At 39.0% G+C, this 20,247-nt stretch carries 18 protein-coding genes, 1 tRNA gene and 1 other annotated feature; of the genes, 7 read left to right on the top strand and 12 right to left on the bottom strand.

Annotated features, from left to right (window positions below; all coding sequences use genetic code 11):
- Nucleotides 1-101 precede the first annotated feature (101 nt).
- Together mnmA and QZ158_RS05470 are read right to left on the bottom strand one after the other, a co-directional pair.
- Nucleotides 102-1,223: a tRNA 2-thiouridine(34) synthase MnmA gene (gene mnmA, locus QZ158_RS05465; RefSeq protein ID WP_293883246.1), complete on the bottom strand. Its 1,122-nt coding sequence runs from the start codon at nt 1,221-1,223 to the stop codon at nt 102-104.
- Between the two features lie 204 nt (nt 1,224-1,427).
- A complete protein-coding gene (locus tag QZ158_RS05470; protein ID WP_293883249.1) occupies nt 1,428-1,970 on the bottom strand; it encodes a LysM peptidoglycan-binding domain-containing protein in 543 nt (180 codons plus the stop codon).
- A gap of 230 nt (nt 1,971-2,200) precedes the next feature.
- Here QZ158_RS05470 and sdaAB point away from each other — a divergent pair, with 230 nt between their 5' ends.
- From sdaAB to QZ158_RS05485, 3 genes are read left to right on the top strand one after another with little or no spacing between them, the layout of a single operon-like run.
- Nucleotides 2,201-2,872, top strand: a complete 672-nt coding sequence (sdaAB, locus tag QZ158_RS05475) for an L-serine ammonia-lyase, iron-sulfur-dependent subunit beta (protein ID WP_293883252.1) — start codon at nt 2,201-2,203, stop codon at nt 2,870-2,872.
- Nucleotides 2,873-2,881: 9 nt separating this feature from the next.
- Nucleotides 2,882-3,754 carry an L-serine ammonia-lyase, iron-sulfur-dependent, subunit alpha gene (gene sdaAA / locus QZ158_RS05480; RefSeq protein WP_293883255.1) on the top strand — a complete coding sequence of 291 codons (873 nt, stop codon included), beginning with the start codon at nt 2,882-2,884 and terminating at the stop codon, nt 3,752-3,754.
- A gap of 3 nt (nt 3,755-3,757) precedes the next feature.
- The gene (locus QZ158_RS05485) at nt 3,758-4,384 is read left to right on the top strand and encodes an HAD hydrolase-like protein (protein ID WP_293883258.1); all 627 of its coding nucleotides are present in this window, start codon (nt 3,758-3,760) and stop codon (nt 4,382-4,384) included.
- A 165-nt stretch (nt 4,385-4,549) separates the two neighbouring features.
- Here QZ158_RS05485 and QZ158_RS05490 read toward each other — a convergent pair whose 3' ends face one another.
- From QZ158_RS05490 to QZ158_RS05520, 7 genes are all read right to left on the bottom strand, one after another.
- Nucleotides 4,550-5,188, bottom strand: coding sequence for a LysM peptidoglycan-binding domain-containing protein (locus tag QZ158_RS05490; protein WP_048789936.1), 639 nt, complete (start codon nt 5,186-5,188; stop codon nt 4,550-4,552).
- 171 nt (nt 5,189-5,359) lie between these two features.
- Complete coding sequence (locus QZ158_RS05495; RefSeq protein ID WP_293883263.1) at nt 5,360-6,154, bottom strand: energy-coupling factor transporter transmembrane protein EcfT; 795 nt, start codon at nt 6,152-6,154, stop codon at nt 5,360-5,362.
- Complete coding sequence (locus tag QZ158_RS05500; RefSeq protein ID WP_048690995.1) at nt 6,147-6,989, bottom strand: energy-coupling factor ABC transporter ATP-binding protein; 843 nt, start codon at nt 6,987-6,989, stop codon at nt 6,147-6,149. The genes QZ158_RS05495 and QZ158_RS05500 overlap by 8 nt, the downstream gene beginning before the upstream one ends.
- Complete coding sequence (locus tag QZ158_RS05505) at nt 6,974-7,801, bottom strand: energy-coupling factor ABC transporter ATP-binding protein (protein WP_006595344.1); 828 nt, start codon at nt 7,799-7,801, stop codon at nt 6,974-6,976. Before QZ158_RS05505 ends, QZ158_RS05500 begins: the two co-directional genes overlap by 16 nt.
- Nucleotides 7,802-8,341: a CDP-diacylglycerol--glycerol-3-phosphate 3-phosphatidyltransferase gene (gene pgsA / locus QZ158_RS05510; RefSeq protein ID WP_293883272.1), complete on the bottom strand. Its 540-nt coding sequence runs from the start codon at nt 8,339-8,341 to the stop codon at nt 7,802-7,804.
- Between the two features lie 96 nt (nt 8,342-8,437).
- Entirely contained in the window at nt 8,438-9,724 is a 1,287-nt protein-coding gene (locus QZ158_RS05515) for a pitrilysin family protein (protein WP_293883275.1), read from the bottom strand.
- Nucleotides 9,721-10,971 carry a pitrilysin family protein gene (locus QZ158_RS05520; RefSeq protein ID WP_293883278.1) on the bottom strand — a complete coding sequence of 417 codons (1,251 nt, stop codon included), beginning with the start codon at nt 10,969-10,971 and terminating at the stop codon, nt 9,721-9,723. The genes QZ158_RS05515 and QZ158_RS05520 overlap by 4 nt, the downstream gene beginning before the upstream one ends.
- A gap of 152 nt (nt 10,972-11,123) precedes the next feature.
- On the opposite strand from QZ158_RS05520, the gene yaaA reads away from it, so the two are divergent.
- Together yaaA and recF are read left to right on the top strand one after the other, a co-directional pair.
- Nucleotides 11,124-11,495 (top strand): S4 domain-containing protein YaaA, encoded by a 372-nt coding sequence (gene yaaA, locus QZ158_RS05525; protein WP_293883281.1) that lies wholly within the window; start codon nt 11,124-11,126, stop codon nt 11,493-11,495.
- 1 nt (nt 11,496) lies between these two features.
- The gene (recF, locus tag QZ158_RS05530) at nt 11,497-12,585 is read left to right on the top strand and encodes a DNA replication/repair protein RecF (RefSeq protein ID WP_293883284.1); all 1,089 of its coding nucleotides are present in this window, start codon (nt 11,497-11,499) and stop codon (nt 12,583-12,585) included.
- Nucleotides 12,586-12,665: 80 nt separating this feature from the next.
- On the opposite strand, the gene guaB is transcribed toward recF, so the two are convergent.
- Together guaB and trpS are read right to left on the bottom strand one after the other, a co-directional pair.
- Nucleotides 12,666-14,147 carry an IMP dehydrogenase gene (gene guaB, locus QZ158_RS05535; RefSeq protein WP_048691005.1) on the bottom strand — a complete coding sequence of 494 codons (1,482 nt, stop codon included), beginning with the start codon at nt 14,145-14,147 and terminating at the stop codon, nt 12,666-12,668.
- 165 nt (nt 14,148-14,312) lie between these two features.
- On the bottom strand, nt 14,313-15,338 hold the full coding sequence (trpS, locus tag QZ158_RS05540; RefSeq protein WP_238656646.1) for a tryptophan--tRNA ligase: 1,026 nt from the start codon (nt 15,336-15,338) through the stop codon (nt 14,313-14,315).
- A gap of 51 nt (nt 15,339-15,389) precedes the next feature.
- Nucleotides 15,390-15,615, bottom strand: a binding site (T-box leader).
- A gap of 143 nt (nt 15,616-15,758) precedes the next feature.
- Here trpS and QZ158_RS05545 point away from each other — a divergent pair.
- Together QZ158_RS05545 and QZ158_RS05550 are read left to right on the top strand one after the other, a co-directional pair.
- Nucleotides 15,759-17,381, top strand: coding sequence for an ATP-binding cassette domain-containing protein (locus QZ158_RS05545; protein ID WP_061564539.1), 1,623 nt, complete (start codon nt 15,759-15,761; stop codon nt 17,379-17,381).
- Between the two features lie 53 nt (nt 17,382-17,434).
- Nucleotides 17,435-20,032: a YfhO family protein gene (locus QZ158_RS05550; protein WP_293883298.1), complete on the top strand. Its 2,598-nt coding sequence runs from the start codon at nt 17,435-17,437 to the stop codon at nt 20,030-20,032.
- Nucleotides 20,033-20,113: 81 nt separating this feature from the next.
- On the opposite strand, the gene QZ158_RS05555 is transcribed toward QZ158_RS05550, so the two are convergent.
- Nucleotides 20,114-20,187 (bottom strand) — tRNA-Asn (locus tag QZ158_RS05555).
- Nucleotides 20,188-20,247: the final 60 nt, after the last annotated feature.

Below are 20,247 nucleotides of genomic sequence, written 5' to 3' on the forward strand. Positions count from 1 at the left end.
ACTCTGAGAAGTGCAGGACAAAAAAGCCTGCAACATCCATGAGCTTTGACCATCACTTCTATTGCTTTTATTATTGTAGCAAATTGAGAAAATTTGTCAATTTAAATATACTGACAAACTTTACCATCTCGGTAAGCATTGTCAATTAAGCCGCCACCGAGACACTCTTCACCATCGTAAAAGACAACAGCCTGACCTGGCGTAATAGCACGTTGAGATTCTGCAAAAATTACCTCAGCCTTGTCACCCTTGACATGAACCGTCACTTTGGAATCTGGCTGGCGATAGCGGAACTTGGCTGTACACTCTAGTGTAAACTCTTCCGGCATATCCCGTGTAAAGTGAACTTGACTAGCTTGTAAACTTGTTGACATGAGTGCTTCATGATAGAATCCTTGACCGACATACAGAATATTTTGACTCAGATCTTTACCAACGACAAACCAAGGAGCATTGTCCCCACCTTGTTGGCCACCAATTCCAAGACCACCTCGCTGACCGATTGTGTAATACATCAAACCTGAATGTTCGCCCATATCCCGTCCATCTACGGTCATCATTCGGCCTGGTTGGGCAGGAAGGTAGTTCCCTAGAAACTCTTTGAAATTCTTTTCTCCGATAAAGCAGATCCCAGTGGAATCTTTCTTTTTAGCTGTTGCCAATCCAGCCTCTTCAGCCAACCGGCGAACCTCAGGTTTTTCCAAATGTCCCAACGGGAACATAGTTTTTTGAAGTTGTTCTTGTGACAACTGGCTTAGGAAATAAGTTTGATCCTTCCCGTTGTCAACACCGCGTAGCATATGAACAATGCCATCCTCATCACGCGCCACACGCGCATAGTGACCCGTGGCTACATAATCGGCACCAAGTGTCATGGCATAATCTAAGAAGGCCTTAAATTTGATTTCCTTATTACACATGACATCCGGATTTGGTGTCCGGCCTGCACGATATTCTGCAAGGAAATATTCAAAGACACGATCCCAGTATTCTTTCTCAAAGTTGACAGAATAGTAAGGTATGCCAATTTGATCTGCAACCGCTGCTACATCTTTGTAATCTTCTGTAGCTGTACAGACGCCATTTTCGTCTGTGTCGTCCCAGTTTTTCATGAAGATGCCGATGACATCGTAACCCTGTTGCTTTAATAATAAAGCTGTTACAGATGAATCAACACCACCACTCATACCAACAACAACACGTGTTTTCGAGTTATCACTCATAGATTTCTCCCATCTTTTCGTTTCTCACGATTGAAGGTCGTGGTTTGCTTCAACGATTGAAGGTCGTTTTGAGCATTATCAATTGTAACACGCTTTATAGTAGAAAACAAGCATCTTGCCATTCTTCTTATTGGCTATTGTATCTATATGTTTACAAGTCTGTAAATCAAAAAAGAGTCCAATTGCTGAACTCTTTCATCTACTTTAATACCAGCCATTAGCCAACCAGAAGTTTTTAGCCGCCGACCATGATCCATATCGATTGATAACATATTGATTGGCTACTTTTTCCTGGTTTTCTGGTGACAAGTCACCGTTTAAATAAGAAAGCGATAACTGGTAACGACCATAGTATTGGCCATTTTGTGCTGTATAACTGCCACTTGATTCTTTCTGGGCAATCCATTCTTTAGCCGCTGCATTTTCGGCACTTAAGCCATCTGAAGCGGATACCGTAGTTGTTGCTTGTCCAGTATTAGCTTTACTAGTGGTAGCTTGCTCTGTAGTATTAGTTGTTGCCTTCTCATCTTCAATCTCTAAAACTTGACCAACTGTAATGAGGTTAACATTGCTAATCTTATTTTTCTTAGCAATCGCATCAACCGTTGTATTCTTCTCTCTAGCAATAGCTGATAAGGTATCACCTGACTTTACAGTGTAAGATTCTGCACTGGCAAGGACGGGAATAAACATTCCAGATAATAAGCTCAGTCCGATTACACGTTTTACAAATATTTTTTTATTCATGGTTTTACACTCCTTTTCTGTATGTTCTTTATCTTACAGAAGAAATGTTTCAGAAACTTTATGAAATCACGTCAAATGTTTCAATAATATGTTAGTAAGAATAAAAAACACCTTAAATAAACTAGTTTTAAGTATCTTTTAAGGTTAAAACAAAATTTCCCTCTTAAATAGAAGAAAACATGCCCTAGATTTGTTATAATGAAAGAAAAGAAACCCTAAGGAGCTGACTGATGAATTCGCTTAAATTCCAATCCGTCTTTGATATTATTGGACCAGTTATGATTGGACCTTCTAGTAGCCACACTGCTGGAGCTGTTCGTATTGGAAAAATTGTCTCTTCAATTTTTGGAGAGGATCCAACAGAAGTTGAATTTCAGTTGTTTAATTCCTTTGCCAAAACCTATCGCGGCCACGGGACAGACTTGGCCCTTGTAGCTGGTATTTTGGGGATGGACACAGATGATCCAAGAATCCCCAATAGTCTTGAAATTGCTCATGAAAGAGGAATTCGAATCGTCTGGTCTATTCAAAAAGAGAGCAATGCTCCTCATCCAAATACGACGACTATCACGGTGAGAAATGAGCACAAAACCATCTCCGTTACAGGAATTTCCATTGGTGGGGGAAACATACAAGTTACCGAGTTAAATGGCTTTGCAATTTCTCTAAACATGAACACCCCAACAATTATAATCGTTCACCAAGACGTTCCTGGAATGATTGCCCATGTGACAGAAGCCCTTTCCCGATATGATATCAATATCGCCCAAATGAACGTAACCCGTGAAAAAGCCGGCGAAAAGGCTATTATGATTATTGAAGTGGATTCTCGAAATTGTGACGAAGCTATTGAGTTAATCCGTCAAATTCCCCATTTACACAATGTGAATTTCTTTCAATAAGGAGACCCCATGTTTTATTCCATTACCGAACTAGTTGAGCAAGCGACCCTCCACTATGAAGGAAATGTCGCAGAATTAATGATTGCAACTGAGTTTGAACTAACTGGTCGCGAGCGCGAAGAAGTTCTGACTCTTATGACACGAAACCTTGAGGTGATGAAAGAATCTGTTCATCTTGGACTCAATGACCAACTTTCTCGAAGTGGCTTGACTGGAGGAGATGCTACAAAATTGGATCGCTATATTCGATCTGGAAAAGCCCTCTCCGACTATACTGTCCTAACCGCAGCCAAAAATGCTATCGCTGTCAACGAACACAATGCAAAAATGGGCTTGGTCTGTGCCACTCCAACAGCTGGATCAGCCGGTTGCTTACCTGCTGTTCTTACTTCAGCCATCGAGAAACTCCATTTAGATGAACACCAACAATTGGAGTTCTTATTAGTAGCTGGAGCCTTTGGACTGGTTATTGCCAACAATGCATCGATTTCAGGAGCCGAGGGAGGCTGTCAAGCCGAAGTGGGTTCCGCGGCAGCCATGAGTGCAGCTGCCTTGACGTTGGCTGCTGGGGGAAGTCCTTTCCAAGCTAGTCAAGCCATTTGTTTCGTCATTAAAAATATGCTAGGCTTAATTTGTGATCCCGTTGCAGGACTGGTAGAGGTTCCTTGTGTCAAACGAAATGCTATGGGTGCAAGCTATGCCTATATTGCAGCAGATATGGCTCTGGCAGGAATTGAATCCAAAATCCCTGTTGATGAAGTCATCGATGCTATGTACCAGGTCGGATCAAGCCTACCAACTGCCTTTAGAGAAACGGCCGAAGGTGGTCTGGCAGCGACTCCAACTGGGAAACGCCTACAGCAAGAAATATTTGGAGACTAATCTATGAAGTACATATTTTTCGACTTGGATGGGACTTTAGTCGATAGTTCCCAAGGTATTGAGACCACCTTTCTACACACTTTTAAGGTGCTGGGAGTTCCTGCACCTGATAAAGAAACTATTCGAACCTTTATGGGTCCTCCACTCGAGGTTACGTTTACTAAACATGTCCCAAAAGAACTGGTCGCAAAAGCTGTAGAAATCTATCGCACCTATTACAAAGAAACCGGCCAACAACAAACCTATCTCTACCCAGGTATCAAAGAACTCCTTCAGCAATTGAAGGAATTGGGTTATCACTTATTCATCACCACCTCTAAGAATCAGGAAGTGAGTCTCGAAATAGCCCATTCACTAGGAATTAGTGATTGCTTTGAAGAGATTTATGGTTCTATCCCAGGATCTATGCACAAAGCTGATATCATTCAGCGTGTACTGGTGGACCATCAAATTCCAAAAGAGGAAGCTTGCATCGTTGGGGATACTAAATTTGATATTATTGGGGGAAAAACCATTGGTATTCACACAATAGCAGTCAGTTGGGGATTTGCACCTCTAGAGCAATTAAAAGAGGAAACTCCCGATACCATCGTAGATTCCCCCCTAGCTTTACTCACTCATTTAAGTTAATAAAAGAGGTTTACAAATTTGTAAACCTCTTTTATGTATAAAATCACGTATGGGTAAGAGCATCAATGGTTCACTAAGGTTGACTAACAAAGTCATTTTCTTTACAGCTCTTTCCAATACTTGTCAAGATAAGAAACAAAATAAAAAGAGGGTTTAACCTCTTTTTTAGTATCCCCAAGCTGAAAGCCCTTGGTTTGAATAGGCATTATAAGCTGCTTGGATTTGATCATCAACTGTAGCAGTTGAACCCCAACCTGGCATTGTTTGGAAAAGACCACTAGCTCCAGATGGATTTGCTGCGTTCACTTGACCATTTGATTCACGTGCAATAATGGCTTCCCAAGTTGATGCAGGAACTCCTGTCATTTCAGCCATACGAGCCGCTGCATAGGATCCAACTTCTCCAGCAGTATTCCCATTTGCAAGTACAATACCATTTCCAGAATTCGTAACAACAGGTGCTGCATTATAAGTGGCAGTAGTTGTTGTTTCTGCCACTACTTGATTTGTAGAAGCTTCGGCTGCTGGTTCTTGACTTACTGTGGCAGTATTTACTTTGTTGATCAATGATTTTGAACGTTCACCCAACTCAATAATTTGACCTGCATGGATCAAATCTTGGTTGCTGATTTGATTCAATTCAACAAGTTTTTCGATAGTAGTGTTATTCTTAATCGCAATTTCTGATAAAGTATCACCATATTTTACTTCATATGTTTCAGCATTCACTACCACACCAGAAACAAAAAGTGAAAGAGCTGAGATAATAGAAGTTAATGTCCATTGGACTTTTTTTGTGTTCATCAATACATTCTCCTTTCGAACATAATACTATCTTACACATTAAATGTTACAGTTAGTTATATTTTATGTTACAAAGGTTACAAAATCATGTATTTTTCATGCAAAAAACGCTATAAATAGCGTTTTTCTTAATTTTTTTAGAAAAAATCCCCTATATGTAGTGGTGGTATTCTAATATTTCAACCAAAAAATGATAGCACCAACTGCCGCTATAGACAGAATAGCTACACTATCTAAAACTTGCCATTTTAACTGCCTATATCGGCTTCTTCCCTCTCCACTTTTATAACCTCTTGCCTCCATGGCAATTGCAAGAGCATCTGCACGTTTAAAACTTGATGCAAACAAGGGAATTAAAATCGGTATAAATGAGCGAATCTTCTGAAGGAGATTCCCTTCTCCAAAATCAACCCCTCGGGCTCTCTGTGCATTCATAATGCGAATCGTATCATCCATTAGAGTGGGAACGAAACGAAGGCTCATAGACAACATGAGTCCAATTTCATGAGCAGGAACTTTGATGATTTTAAATGGAGTTAACAACTTTTCTACGGCATCTGCTAAGCTTAAGGGCGTTGTTGTCAGTGTTAAAATCGTTGAAAATACAACAATGAGAATAAAACGACAAAAGATCACACCAGCTTGCGTAAGTCCTTTATCCGTTACAGTCAAAAAATAAAATTGAAATAATGTCTTACCGCCAGTCGTCGCAAACAACTGAAAGAGTGTGGTGAAAGCAATGATAAAGACCATCGATTTCAGGCCATTAATAAAAAAGCGGAAGGGGATCTTGGCACTCAAAATCAACGCAAAGGCCAACAAAAACAACAGGGCATTCGTCATCACATTATTAGCCCAAAACAAAATAATAATTAGTAAGAAAAGTCCTAGTAACTTTGCTCTTGGATCCATACGATGGAGAATGGAATTACCTGGTACATATCGTCCTAAAATCATACTATTCATGTCCAATTAACTCCTTAAACTCCTGTAAAGTGATTGGTAAAGTTGGCAAAGAAAGTCCTTTTTGACGTAAGCGCCAAGCAAATTTCGTCACTTTCGGTACACCTAATTGTATGTTTTCTAATCCTTCTACATCCTGAAATACATCCCTTGGATGCCCAGACCTCACCATTCGTCCTTTTTCCAAAACATAAACAAGATTTGCGTATTCTGCCACATCTTCCATAGAATGACTAACAAGAACGATGGTCATCCCAGCTTGATGAAGTGACGCAAATAGCTTCATTAATTCCCGTCTACCTGACGGATCCAAACCAGCTGTCGGCTCGTCCAAGACCAAAATTTCAGGTTCCATCGCTAAAATGCCTGCAATAGCGACCCGTCTCATTTGCCCTCCAGACAATTCAAAGGGACTCCGTTCAAACAACTCTTCAGAAAGACCGACTAAGCGTAATTTTTCCTTAGCAATGCTCTCAGCTGACTCTTGGTCTACTCCAAAATTTTGAGGCCCAAATGCGACATCTTTTACAACAGTCTCAGCAAAGAGTTGACTTTCTGGAAATTGAAAGACGAGACCCACTTTTTTCCGAAGATCCTTTAGCTCCTTTTGAGAAGACTCAGAACTAATGCGCATATCATTCATTTGCACTTCCCCTCGACTGGGCAAAAGCAAACCATTTAATAATTGAAGGATGGTTGATTTTCCACTTCCAGTATGCCCAATTAGAGCTGTATAAGAACCGCTTGGGATTTCTATATTCACATCAAAAAGAGCCGCTCCTTCAAAAGGAGTACCTTCTTGATAGGTATAACTAAGCTGTTTTAAAGCAATTCCCATAATAGTTTCTCTAGCTCTCCTTCAGTCTGATAGGTTTCTCCAACTGGAAAACCTTTTTGATGTAACATGCTGCGCAATCGATTAGCGAAAGGTTCTTCTAATCCAATTTCATCTAAATCATCTCGAGAAAAGAGTTCTCTTGGAGTCAGATCCAAGGTCGCTTTTCCTTTTTCAAAGAGAATAACCCGATCACTTAGGGAAACTTCCTCTAAATCATGGGTAATAGAAATAACCGTTAACCCATATCGTTCTTTTACTTCTCGAACTGTACGAATTAGTTCTAAACGCCCTTCAGGATCCAACATACTGGTTGCTTCATCTAAAATGATGATTTTAGGTCGTAAAGCAATAATCCCGGCAATGGCCACTCGTTGCTTTTGTCCACCGGATAACCTAGCGGGTTCTCGATCTTTGAACTCATCCATGCGGACCATCTTCAAAGCTTCATCTACTCGTTGCACCATTTCATCTCTTGGAATTCCTTGGTTCTCCAACCCAAACGCCACATCATCTTCAACTGTAGCCCCAACAAACTGGTTATCTGGATTCTGGAAAACCATGCCAATCTCACTACGTTTATCCCAAACATTTTCAGGAGTTAACAAATCTCCGGAAATATAGATTTGACCAGATTCCGGTTCCAACAAGCCATCAATCAAGCGGACCACTGTTGATTTACCACTTCCGTTATGTCCAATAATGGATAACCATTCACCATGTTTCACGTGAAACGAAATATCATTTAACTGATGGTTCTCATCTGTTTTTTGGTATTTAAATGTAAGATTTCGAACTTCTATAATATTATTCATTTATCTAAAGGTATCTTTAAAGAGGTAGGCACTGCCTTTAAAGTATTCATATCCAGAGTAGACTGTAAAGATTAGCGCGACATAAAGCGTAACTTGACCCAATAAGTCCCAATGAAAGAGAAGGAAAATAATGGCAAACATTTGTGAGAAGGTTTTAATTTTTCCAGGCATAGCTGCTGGCAAAACAACTCCCCCTGTTTCAACCAATAACAGACGGAGGCCAGTTACGGCTAATTCACGACAAATTATAACTGCAGTAATCCAAGCCGGAACCATCTTTAATTCAATCATCATGATAAAGGCAGACATGACAAGAAGCTTGTCAGCCATAGGATCAGCAAATTTTCCAAAGTTACTAACAACTTTCCATTTACGAGCTAAATAACCATCCAAATAATCGGTGATACTAGCAACAGCAAAGACAATAGCTGCTGCTACATGCCAACCATAACCTTTACCAAATATTAGCATCAAAATAAAAATAGGAATAAACACAATTCGAATCAGTGTTAAGGCATTTGGGATATTTTCTTTTTTCATTCTAGTCTCCTTACTAGTTTACATGATCATTTACATCTAATTGACAAAATAGACATCGATTTAATTCGACAAAAACATCATTCTACTATTATCCCGCTATTTAGGGAAAATGATAAAGTCCGTCATATCACAAGCATTGACAAAATCTCGCCCAACCTTTACAACATCTTGTAAAGAAATACTCTGTAAAATTTTTGGAAGATCAAATAGATTTTCACCTGTCTCAATTGGATTAAATTGAGTCGCAATATAATCCAAGGAATTCAAACCGTGTAGAAAATCTCCAAACATTTCACTTTTAATCGTATCCAAATGCTCTTGGGTCACATCAGGGTCTTTCTCAAAATTCTTAATGGCCGTTCTGAACTGATGGGATATACTAACAGGTTCCGAGGTGTCCATCGTTAACATCACAAAGTGAAACGAAGACTCTACTTCAATTTCTAGTGTCAAGGAGTTGTCAAGTTTACCAACTTCATAAAGTGACTGAAATCGTTTAGATGTCCACCCAAACATCATAGCAAACAATAATTTGAGGATAATCTTATAGCGATACTGGTAAAGAGGAGGAATCTGATTTCTTCCACGAATGCCAATTGCTAATTTCGGTGAAGCAACTTCCATCCGACTTGTCTCATTTTGAACAACTGGATTTAAGTCCACGGGTGAGATATGAGGAAGAGGATTTGAAGAGGTCTTCATCTCAAATTCAGAAACAAGGTTAACAAGACTGTCAAGGTCAAAATTTCCGACAACCACTAGCTGCATATTGGATGGTTGGTAAAAATAATCGAAATTATCCTGTAAACTTTTTTCATCAATTTGGGAGAGAGAAGATACAGTACCTGCAATATCTTGGGCCAAGGGTGTCTCTGGATAGAGATTTGCCAACGCCCTAAAGAATAATTGGTAGTCAGGACTATCTTGGTACATTTCGATCTCTTGTTGAATAATCAATTGTTCCTTCTTTAGAGAATCCTTTGAGAGATGAAGAGATTGTGTCATCTCCAGTAACAATCTCAGATTTTCATTGACATTCGAGGTGGTCGAAAAGAGATAGCTAGTTTGTGTAAAGCTAGTAAAGGCATTACTTTCAGCTCCCAGCTTTACAAAATGCTGTAAATAATCTTGACCGTCTTGATCTTCAAATAATTTATGTTCAAGAAAATGTGCAATCCCTGCTGTAAATTCTTTTATTCCCTCCACTCCATCCACTGTAAATCTTGTGTCAATAGAACCGAATTTAGTAGAAATGATTGCATAGCTTTCATTAAAATCCGCTTTTGGAATTAAATATAACTTCAATCCATTTTGGAGACTTGTCTGATAAACACATTCTCCAACAGCTGGATAATCTATCTTCTCCAAATCTTTCTTTATCATTCTCTTCCTTCCATAAAATAGACCGCTTGTAATTTGAGTGATTTGGCGACAGCCATAATATCTTCTTTTGTCACCAGTTGAATGGCTTGAATCCAATCATCAATTGACAAGAACTGTTTTCCTAAAGTGGATTGTAAATAAGCTCTTTCAATCAAGGTGCCAGGTCGATCCTGCGACAATTTTGCAGCATTTATAATCATTTCTTTTGTCAAGCGCAGCTCTTCACTTGTAAACTTCCCTCTCTTCAAGTCACTCACTTGACGACTCATTAGGGTCATGGTCCGGGTTCTATTTTTTCGATCAATCCCTGCATAGATCCGCATAAAATGAGAAAAAATATCAAAATGGCTAGAGATCGTATAAGCCAATCCTTCTTTTTCTCGAATGACTGTAAACAATTTTGAGTGAGAGAAAACCCCCAGTAAACCATTTAAAACAATCAAAGCAAAATGCTCTTTTTCTCCATACTGAACAGGAAAATGATAACCTAACTCTAAAATAGATTGATGAGTTTCTCTTTGCTCAAGTCCTTCTCTGACAACATTTGAAAAAGATTGGGAATAAAAAAGGTTGACATGAGATTTACGAGGTTGTAAACCAAATTCACTAATCTTTTCAATGACCGCTAGTTCATTGAAATCACCCATAAAGAAAAAGTCAATCAGATTTGTTTGAAGCATTTCTTGAAATGCTTGATAAGCTGACCCTTCATCCTCATACTGAATCTGCTGGACACTTCCATACTTGCTTAGTTTCATATCAGCTTGATCATAAAACAAACGATTCAATTGTTGGTGGGCATAATAAAAATGATTTTCAATTTCTGCTTCTAGTTCTGTAACAAGATTCTTTTTCTCTACTGAAAAAGTTTCTGAATGAAAGCACCCATTTTCTGCAAGAGGAGCATTCAGAGATACCTTTAATAAATCCAACATCTGATCTGTCAAGACATTTTTCTTGCTCAAAAAAGCATCACGGACATAAGATAAATTAATATCAATGTAGTGCATTTGACCGCGTTTTGAAACAGAAGTAGAAAAATTTGCTCCATACAAGTTCGCCAACTGCTCTCTAAATTGCTGTGAAGTTGGGTAAAGTTGATTGGCTGTTTCGATCATGCGTGAGGCTAGAACTCGTCCTGCTATTGTTTCTTCAGAAAGAGGGGCCGAGAACCGCACTTTTATCTCATTGGTCTTAAATTTTTCTGATTTCATAAAATGGATTCGAACACCAGTAACTAATTCCATCGTCATCCTCGTTCTAACAAATATTACTCTTCATTATATCATGAAATCCCAGTAAAATCTTTCCCAGATAGATTAAAAAACGTTTACACTGACTCGCCCTATTTTAGGTTTTTCATCCTTTTGTGGTATAATAACTATCATTGAGGTGAACTATGAACTATAAACTTTTTGATGAATTTATCACACTACAAGCTCTATTTAAAGAACTGGGAATCATCCAAAGCGGTGGAGCTATCAAAGCCTTTTTACTTGAAAATCAAGTAGAGGTCAATGGAGAAGTGGAAACCAGAAGAGGACGTAAATTACGAGTCGGAGATACAATCGAAGTAATTGGTGAGAAGGAAGTCATAACACTGACACAACCTAGTCCAGAAGAGATTGAAGACTATCAAGTGGACAAGCTGGAAAAAGAACGCGTTGCTCAATTAGTGAAGAAATTAAACAAAGAACAAAAACAAAAAAAAGATTCTAAACCTAAAAAAGAAGAGAATAAGCGGAAGCCTGTTCGTTTCCCAGGAACATAATATGTGGCTTAAATCCATACACATTCAGAAATTTCGAAATTATAAAGAAGTAGATCTTCAATTCCACTCTGGTTTGAATATTTTCTTAGGCCAAAATGCTCAAGGAAAAACCAATCTCCTCGAATCCATCTACTTTTTAGCCTTGACCCGCAGCCATCGGACCCGTTCCGATAAAGATTTAATTCATTTTCAAGAGGAACAATTTACTGTTTCAGGGATCTTAGAAAAAAAAACCGGCTCAATCCCTTTAGAAATTTCCTTATCCTCAAAAGGACGAGTCACTAAAGTGAACTACTTAAAACAAAGCAAGTTATCAACCTATATCGGTAACATGAATGTGGTTCTCTTTGCTCCAGAGGATTTACAACTTGTTAAAGGCTCACCCGCTCTTCGCCGCAAGTTTATTGATATTGATTTAGGCCAGATGAAACCCGTCTATCTATCAGATTTAACAGCCTATCATCATGTTTTAAAGCAGCGAAACAGTTACTTAAAAACGGCAACTACCGTAGACCCAACCTTTTTAGATGTTTTGGATGAGCAATTAGCAGATTATGGTAGCCGGGTCTGCATCCATCGGAAAGATTTTCTTAAAAAATTAGAAGACTTTGGGCAAGAGAAACATTTTGAAATTTCCAATCAAACTGAAAAACTATCTATTCGGTATGATTCCTCCATTCCTTTTCAAGATGAGGAGACACTTCGCCAAACCTTTATCACCTTGCTTCGAGAAAATCGGACAAAAGATCTCATAAAAAAAACAACCAGTGTTGGTCCTCACCGAGATGATATTAGCTTTTACATTAATGATATGAATGCGACTTTTGGTAGCCAAGGGCAGCACCGCAGTGTTGTTCTTTCCTTAAAATTGGCAGAGATTTCATTAATTGAATCCTTGACAAATGAAAAGCCGATTTTACTCTTAGACGATGTTATGAGTGAACTTGACAACAATCGTCAACTACATTTACTAGAAGTTATCTCTCGTGACATCCAAACATTTATCACAACTACTACCTTAGATCACCTAAAAGACTTGCCTGAAGACTTAAAAATCTTTAATATTTACTCAGGTCACGTTGACGAATAATTAACAAAGTTGTCAATTTTGATTGACAACTTTTTGACATAATAAAAGTGTGAAATCTTATGATTTCACACTTTTATTTTTTATTGAACAGAGTAGTTTGGTGCTTCATTGGTAATTTGGACATCGTGTGGGTGGCTTTCTTTCAACCCTGCCCCAGACATTTCAACAAATTGTGCATTTTCATGCAATTCTTGAAGGTTGGCAGCTCCAACATAGCCCATACCAGAACGGATACCACCAATCATTTGGAAGACGATATCGGCTGCTGAACCCTTATAAGCAACCCGACCTTCGATTCCTTCTGGAACCAATTTGTTGGCTTCATTAACAGAACCTTGGAAGTAGCGGTCGCTTGAACCTTTCTTCATGGCTGCAATAGATCCCATACCACGATAAGTCTTGAACTTACGTCCTTGGAAGATTTCAGTTTCACCTGGCGCTTCATCTGTTCCTGCAAACATTGATCCAAGCATGACTGCGTGACCACCAGCTGCAAGGGCTTTTACAATATCTCCAGAATACTTGATCCCACCGTCAGCAATGATTGTTTTTCCATATTCACGCGCAACAGCAGCTGCGTCATAAATCGCTGTAACTTGAGGAACTCCGACACCAGCAATCACACGAGTTGTACAGATTGAACCAGGTCCAATCCCTACCTTAACCACGTCAACACCTGCATCATAGAGAGCACGCGCTCCCTCAGCTGTAGCAATATTACCTGCAATCAAGGTGCGATCTGGGAAATGAGCGCGAATTTCAGCGATTTTACGAAGAACACCTGCAGAATGACCATGGGCTGTATCGATGACAATAGCATCCGCACCAGCTTCAAACAATGCTTCCGCACGCTCAAAAGTGTCAGATGTAACTCCGACAGCACCTGCTACTAAAAGACGACCAAATTCGTCTTTCGCTGCATTTGGAAACTCAATAACTTTTTCAATATCCTTAATGGTAATCAAACCTGACAAACGACCATTTTCATCCACCAATGGTAATTTTTCAATACGGTGTTCTTGAAGGATCCGTTCAGCTGTTTCTAAATCTGTACCAACTGGTGCAGTCACAAGATTCTCGCTGGTCATATGGTTGGAAATTGGTTGATCATAGTCAGAAATAAAGCGTAGGTCACGGTTGGTCAAGATCCCTACTAGTTTACGATTTTCCAAGGTTTCAACCACAGGTACACCACTGATCCGGTAACGTCCCATAAGTTCGTCTGCCTCAGCAATGGTATGTTCAGGTGTTAAGAAAAATGGGTCAATAATAACGCCGTTTTCAGAGCGTTTTACTTTACGAACTTCATCTGCTTGTTGGGCAATGGACATATTTTTATGAATAACCCCAAGTCCTCCAGCACGGGCAATGGCAATAGCCATTTGGCTTTCAGTAACTGTATCCATCGCAGCTGTGATGATTGGGATATTCAACACAAGGTTATCCGCCAATTTTGTACGAAGATCTGCATCGTTTGGTAATACATGACTTTCAGCTGGAATGAGCAATACATCATCGAAGGTATAACCTTTTTTCAAAAATTTAGTGTCCCAATTTGACATTCCCATTTTCCTCTTTTCTTTCTTTTTGAGCCAAGCTCGTCTTTTTTGATTGATAATATCATACCATTCTAAGATAATTTGTCAATCATTTGTACAATATTTCAAAAAGAGGTGTTGAAACCTCTTTTGAATCATTTTTTATTGAATCATCTCAATATCAAGAGCTTACTTGAAATAGTTTAATCCCATAGCAGATTTGACTTGATCAAGCGTTTCTGCTGCAACCGAACGGGCTACTTCACTACCTTTTTGAAGCATATCATAGACTTGTCCCATGTCTTTAGCAAATTCAATCCGTCGTTCGCGAATAGGTCCCAACTCTCTTTCAAGAATCTCTAACAAATAGCGTTTGGTTTTAACATCTCCTAAACCACCCCGTTGGTAATGGTCTTTCATGTCTTGAATGGTCGCCTGGTCTTCTTCTTTTCCAAACACATCCAAATAATGGAAAACCATATTTCCTTCAATTTTCCCTGGATCTTCGACACGAATATGCTCAGGATCTGTATACATACTCATCACCTTTTTCTTCAAGGTGTCCATATCATCCGCTAAATAGATACCATTGCCAAGAGATTTGGACATTTTGGCATTCCCATCCAGACCAGGCAAACGACCCGCTGCCTCATTTTCTGGAAAAATTCCCTCTGGTTCAACCAAGACATCACAATGATAAGCATGATTAAAAGAACGGACGATTTCACGTGTTTGCTCAATCATGGGCTTTTGGTCTGTACCAACAGGTACCAGATTGGCTTTAAAGGCGGTAATATCTGCAGCTTGAGAAACAGGATACACCAAGAAACCAGATGGAATAGATTCACCGAATCCTTTTTGAGCAATTTCTGTCTTAACAGTTGGGTTGCGTTCCAAACGTGAAACAGAGACCAAATTCATGTAATACATGGTCAATTCCGCTAGCTCAGGAATTTGACTTTGAATAAAAATGGTTGATTTCTTTGGATCCAATCCAGCTGCTAAATAGTCTAAAGCAACATTTCCGATAGACTCAACAATGGTTTGTGGATCTTTAGCATGATCCGTAAGGGCTTGCTGATCGGCTAAAAAGACAAACATCTGGTACTTGTCTTCATTTTGCATAAGAACACGATTCTTCAACGAACCAACATAGTGTCCAATATGGAGTTTCCCAGTCGGGCGATCTCCAGTTAAAATAATCGGCTTGGTCATTTTTCTTCCTCCCTGAAGTACAAAATAAAAGCCCACGCATAGCAAAAACTATGCGAGGGCGTCTGAGACACGGTGCCACCTCACTTAGAACAGCATATGCTGTTCTCTCTAACTCATCACAAATGAGCTGCACATAAGGCCTGCTAGCCGAATCTCTATTGGTTAAGATTCTATTTGAACATCAGTCCATTTCATTCTGTTTCGTTGCTTATTTTCAGCGACCATAAGCTCTCTAAAATACGAATACAGATTACTATTCTGATTGCTTTTCATTATATAATGACATCAAAGGAAAGTCAAGTTCTTCACCCTTTTCTATAGACTAAATGACTTCCTGCAATGCGTAAGGGTATTCATTGAAAAATCAAGCGTTTTCTAGTAAAATAGGCTTATATAGACAGAAAAAGAGGAGAACAATACGTGCTAACAGTTACAGACGTCTCACTACGTTTTAGTGATCGTAAACTTTTTGATGATGTCAACATCAAATTTACAGAAGGAAATACCTATGGTTTGATTGGGGCCAATGGTGCTGGAAAATCAACCTTTTTAAAAATCTTAGCTGGGGATATTGAACCGACAACTGGTCATATTTCTCTTGGACCAGACGAACGTCTTTCTGTTCTTCGTCAAAATCACTTTGACTATGAAGATGAGCGTGCCATTGATGTCGTTATCATGGGAAATGAAAAACTTTATAGCATCATGAAGGAAAAAGATGCTATCTATATGAAGGAAGATTTTTCAGATGAAGACGGTGTCCGCGCAGCAGAACTCGAAGGAGAATTCGCTGAACTAGGTGGTTGGGAAGCGGAAAGTGAAGCTTCACAACTCCTCCAAAATCTGAATATTCCAGAAGAGCTCCACTACCAAAATATGAGTGAACTAACGAATGGAGATAAAGTAAAAGTCCTCCTAGCAAAAGCTCTCTTTGGTAAACCAGACGTCCTTCTTTTGGACGAGCCAACCAACGGTCTAGATATTCAATCCATTACCTGGTTAGAAGACTTCTTGATTGATTTCGAGAATACCGTAATCGTTGTATCCCACGACCGTCACTTCTTGAATAAAGTATGTACCCACATGGCCGACCTGGACTTTGGAAAAATCAAACTCTATGTTGGGAACTATGATTTCTGGAAAGAATCATCTGAACTGGCTGCCAAGTTGTTAGCAGACCGTAATGCCAAAGCAGAAGAAAAAATCAAACAATTACAAGAATTTGTGGCTCGTTTCTCTGCCAATGCGTCAAAATCGAAACAGGCAACGTCACGTAAAAAGATGCTTGACAAGATTCAGTTAGAAGAAATTGTCCCATCTAGCCGAAAATACCCATTTATCAGCTTTAAAGCGGAGCGAGAAATTGGAAATGATCTGTTGACAGTAGAGAACTTATCTGTAAAGATTGATGGTGAAACTATTCTTGACAACATCAGCTTCATCTTGCGTCCAGGTGACAAGACAGCTCTTATCGGACAAAACGACATCCAAACAACTGCCTTGATCCGCGCCATTATGGGTGAAATCGAATATGAAGGAACTGTCAAGTGGGGAGTTACAACTAGCCGCTCTTACTTACCAAAAGACAATTCAGCTGACTTTGCAGGTGGCGAGTCAATTCTTGACTGGCTCCGTCAATTCGCAAGTAAAGAAGAAGATGACAATACCTTCCTTCGTGGATTCCTGGGACGCATGCTCTTCTCTGGAGATGAGGTTAACAAGCCTGTCAACGTCTTGTCAGGGGGAGAAAAGGTGCGCGTGATGCTTTCAAAACTCATGCTTTTGAAGTCAAACGTTCTTGTACTTGACGATCCTACAAATCACTTGGATTTGGAATCAATTTCAAGCTTGAACGATGGATTGAAAAACTTCAAAGAATCGATCATCTTTGCCAGTCACGACCATGAGTTTATTCAAACTCTTGCCAACCATATCATTGTTCTTTCAAAAAATGGTGTCATTGACCGGATTGATGAAACCTATGATGAATTCTTAGAAAACCAAGAAGTTCAAGCAAAAGTTAAAGAACTTTGGAAAGACTAAGAAATCACTCCAAAGAATCAAAAACCCTGGAACCTTTGTTTCAGGGTCTTTCAATAGACTATATGAAATTTAAAAAATATCTATCACACCCCATCATTGTTTACTTTACAGCTTTTTTACTTCCCTTTACAATCTTATTTTTCGTCTACCTCAGTCAGGGTATTTATTGGGGGAGTGAAACTTCTCCTTTATTAGGTGATGGCTTTCATCAATACGTTATTTTCGACGTTACTTTACGAAATATTTTGCACGGGACCGACAGCCTCCTTTACAGCTTTACAAGTGGGCTCGGCTTAAATTTCTACGCTCTTTCAAGCTATTACTTAGGAAGTTTTCTATCTCCCTTTGTCTTCTTCTTTGACAGTTTATCCATGGTTGATTCCGTCTATCTCTTTACACTAATAAAAATAGGCTTGATTGGGTTGTCAACTTATTATTCCATTAAGGAAATCTATCCTAAACTGCAACAATTATTGATTCTTTCACTGTCAACTTTGTTTGCGTTAATGAGTTTTTCCATCAGTCAGATTGAAATCAAAACCTGGCTCGATGTCTTCATTTTGGCTCCGCTCATTCTCTTAGGTTTACACCGTTTAATGACTCAAAAGAAGCGAGTTCTCTACTTTACAAGTCTGACCATCCTATTTATCCAAAATTATTATTTTGGATTTATGATGGCTCTCTTCTTGACTTTATGGTATTTTACTCAGCTTTCCTGGGACTTTAAAGAAAGAAGATCTTCTTTCTTTGACTTTACAATTGTGTCAATTTTAGCAGGGGTAACTAGCTTGATCATGATTTACCCCACCATATTGGATTTACGAACTCATGGGGAAAACTTTACAAAGATTACAAGAACCTTTACAGAAAATAGTTGGTACTTAGACGTTTTTGCAAAGAATTTAATTGGTAGTTTTGATACAACAAAATATGGGGCTATCCCTATGATCTATGTTGGTCTTTTTCCATTCTTACTTGCCTTTCTATTTTTCTTTGTCAAATCGATTCGGTTTCACGTGAAACTAGCATATTTAACCTTATTAGTCATTCTTATTGCAAGTTTCTATTTACAAGCTCTAGATTTATTCTGGCAGGGAATGCATGCTCCTAATATGTTTCTTCACCGTTATGCCTGGCTTTTTTCATTGACTATTTTGTTCATGGCGGCAGAGGTCCTCAATCGGATAAAAGAAATCAATTGGCAACGACTCTGCCTAGCTTTCAGTTTAGTTAGCATTGGATTTATCCTCACTTTTCTCTATCGCAAGCATTATCCTTTCTTGACAAGCAGTCATTATGTATTGACACTAGAATTTCTTCTTGTATTTTTTATTGTGACACTTGCCTTTACAGTTCGTAAACTTTCTTATCCAATTTTTTCTGCTGTTATTCTTTTCTTCTGTCTGTTTGAAGTCAGTATAAACAGCTATTATCAGATCGATGGGATTGCAAATGAATGGGTATTTGCAGCTCGTTCTTCTTACCAAGGAAAGATTCCAGCAATTGATAAGTTGACAAGAAGTTTACATGATGATCAAAATTTTTACCGAACAGAGATTCTCCAACCTCAAACAGGTAATGATAGTATGAAATACAATTTTAGAGGGATCTCCCAATTTTCATCTGTCAGAAATACAGATACCAGTTCGACCCTAGATAAACTCGGTTTTAAATCAGATGGAACCAACTTGAATTTGCGCTATCAAAACAATACATTACTAATGGATAGTCTGTTCGGGATCAAATACAATATTTCAGATAGGAATCCTCAAAAGTTTGCTTTTCATAAATTGGAAACGCAAGGAAATCAGACCTTGTATCAAAATGAAATGGCTCTTTCACTTGCATTTTTAACTGCAAGTCCCTACAAGGATATCCAATTTTCTAATCTAACCTTGGATAACCAAAAGAACTTTCTCAATCATCTAACCGGTCAATCGTTGACTTACTATCAGCGATTACATCCACTGAAAACTGGTGCAGATGATCCTTCTCAAGGTCCTCAGAAAGCTAAAGTTGAAACAGATAGTTTTTTGACTTATGCCAGTATCGAATATGAGCTCTACATTCAAAACGATAGTCAACTTTATGTGAACCTTCCTTCTTTAGAATTTGAGAATGAAGATTATACCGATGTGGAGATCATTACGAATGGCCAAGTCAACCGCTATACAACAGACAATGTATTTCCATTCTTCACCATTGGTCACTTTACAGCAGGAGAAACTGTTAAGGTTCGAATTGCCTTCCCTGAAAATTCTACAGTAACCTTCCAAAATCCAGAATTTTTTGCTTTGAATCTTCAAGCCTACCAGGAAGCCTTTGAAAGGGTGCACCAACAAGAAGTTCATGTGCAAACCAAAGGAAACACCGTCACTGCAGATTTTACAGCAGACCACCATACAAGTCTCTTTTTCACCCTTCCTTATGATAAAGGGTGGGCAGCGACGATCAATAATCAACCTGTCCCTGTTCGAAGGGCTCAAAAAGGATTTATGGCTGTTGATGTCCCTAAAGGAAAAGGACAGGTTGTTCTACAGTTCATACCACACGGGTTAAAAGAAGGAACCATTGCTTTCCTACTCGGAATTCTTTCCTTCGTTTGCTACAATGCTATTCGAAAGAAATCTCAATCCTCAAAAAATCAGTAAATTCGCATCATAAAGAGCCCCTTCAGTTGGAAGGGGCTCTTATTTTAAACAAAAAAAGCATCCCTTAGGATGCTAGTTTAGCTCCGCCAGTAGGACTCGAACCTACGACATCATGATTAACAGTCATGCGCTACTACCAACTGAGCTATGGCGGAATGAGATATAGTCCGTACGGGATTCGAACCCGTGTTACCGCCGTGAAAAGGCGGTGTCTT

The organism is Streptococcus sp. A12, assembly GCF_905372335.1.
Classification (GTDB): Bacteria; Bacillota; Bacilli; order Lactobacillales; family Streptococcaceae; genus Streptococcus.

Excerpts from the sequence above, each read along its gene's own strand:
- mnmA (WP_293883246.1), bottom strand. The coding sequence starts at position 1,223 with ATGAGTGATAACTCGAAAACACGTGTTGTTGTTGGTATGAGTGGTGGT.
- QZ158_RS05470 (WP_293883249.1), bottom strand. The coding sequence starts at position 1,970 with ATGAATAAAAAAATATTTGTAAAACGTGTAATCGGACTGAGCTTATTA.
- sdaAB (WP_293883252.1), top strand. The coding sequence starts at position 2,201 with ATGAATTCGCTTAAATTCCAATCCGTCTTTGATATTATTGGACCAGTT.
- sdaAA (WP_293883255.1), top strand. The coding sequence starts at position 2,882 with ATGTTTTATTCCATTACCGAACTAGTTGAGCAAGCGACCCTCCACTAT.
- QZ158_RS05485 (WP_293883258.1), top strand. The coding sequence starts at position 3,758 with ATGAAGTACATATTTTTCGACTTGGATGGGACTTTAGTCGATAGTTCC.
- QZ158_RS05490 (WP_048789936.1), bottom strand. The coding sequence starts at position 5,188 with ATGAACACAAAAAAAGTCCAATGGACATTAACTTCTATTATCTCAGCT.
- QZ158_RS05495 (WP_293883263.1), bottom strand. The coding sequence starts at position 6,154 with ATGAATAGTATGATTTTAGGACGATATGTACCAGGTAATTCCATTCTC.
- QZ158_RS05500 (WP_048690995.1), bottom strand. The coding sequence starts at position 6,989 with ATGGGAATTGCTTTAAAACAGCTTAGTTATACCTATCAAGAAGGTACT.
- QZ158_RS05505 (WP_006595344.1), bottom strand. The coding sequence starts at position 7,801 with ATGAATAATATTATAGAAGTTCGAAATCTTACATTTAAATACCAAAAA.
- pgsA (WP_293883272.1), bottom strand. The coding sequence starts at position 8,341 with ATGAAAAAAGAAAATATCCCAAATGCCTTAACACTGATTCGAATTGTG.
- QZ158_RS05515 (WP_293883275.1), bottom strand. The coding sequence starts at position 9,724 with ATGATAAAGAAAGATTTGGAGAAGATAGATTATCCAGCTGTTGGAGAA.
- QZ158_RS05520 (WP_293883278.1), bottom strand. The coding sequence starts at position 10,971 with ATGGAATTAGTTACTGGTGTTCGAATCCATTTTATGAAATCAGAAAAA.
- yaaA (WP_293883281.1), top strand. The coding sequence starts at position 11,124 with ATGAACTATAAACTTTTTGATGAATTTATCACACTACAAGCTCTATTT.
- recF (WP_293883284.1), top strand. The coding sequence starts at position 11,497 with ATGTGGCTTAAATCCATACACATTCAGAAATTTCGAAATTATAAAGAA.
- guaB (WP_048691005.1), bottom strand. The coding sequence starts at position 14,147 with ATGTCAAATTGGGACACTAAATTTTTGAAAAAAGGTTATACCTTCGAT.
- trpS (WP_238656646.1), bottom strand. The coding sequence starts at position 15,338 with ATGACCAAGCCGATTATTTTAACTGGAGATCGCCCGACTGGGAAACTC.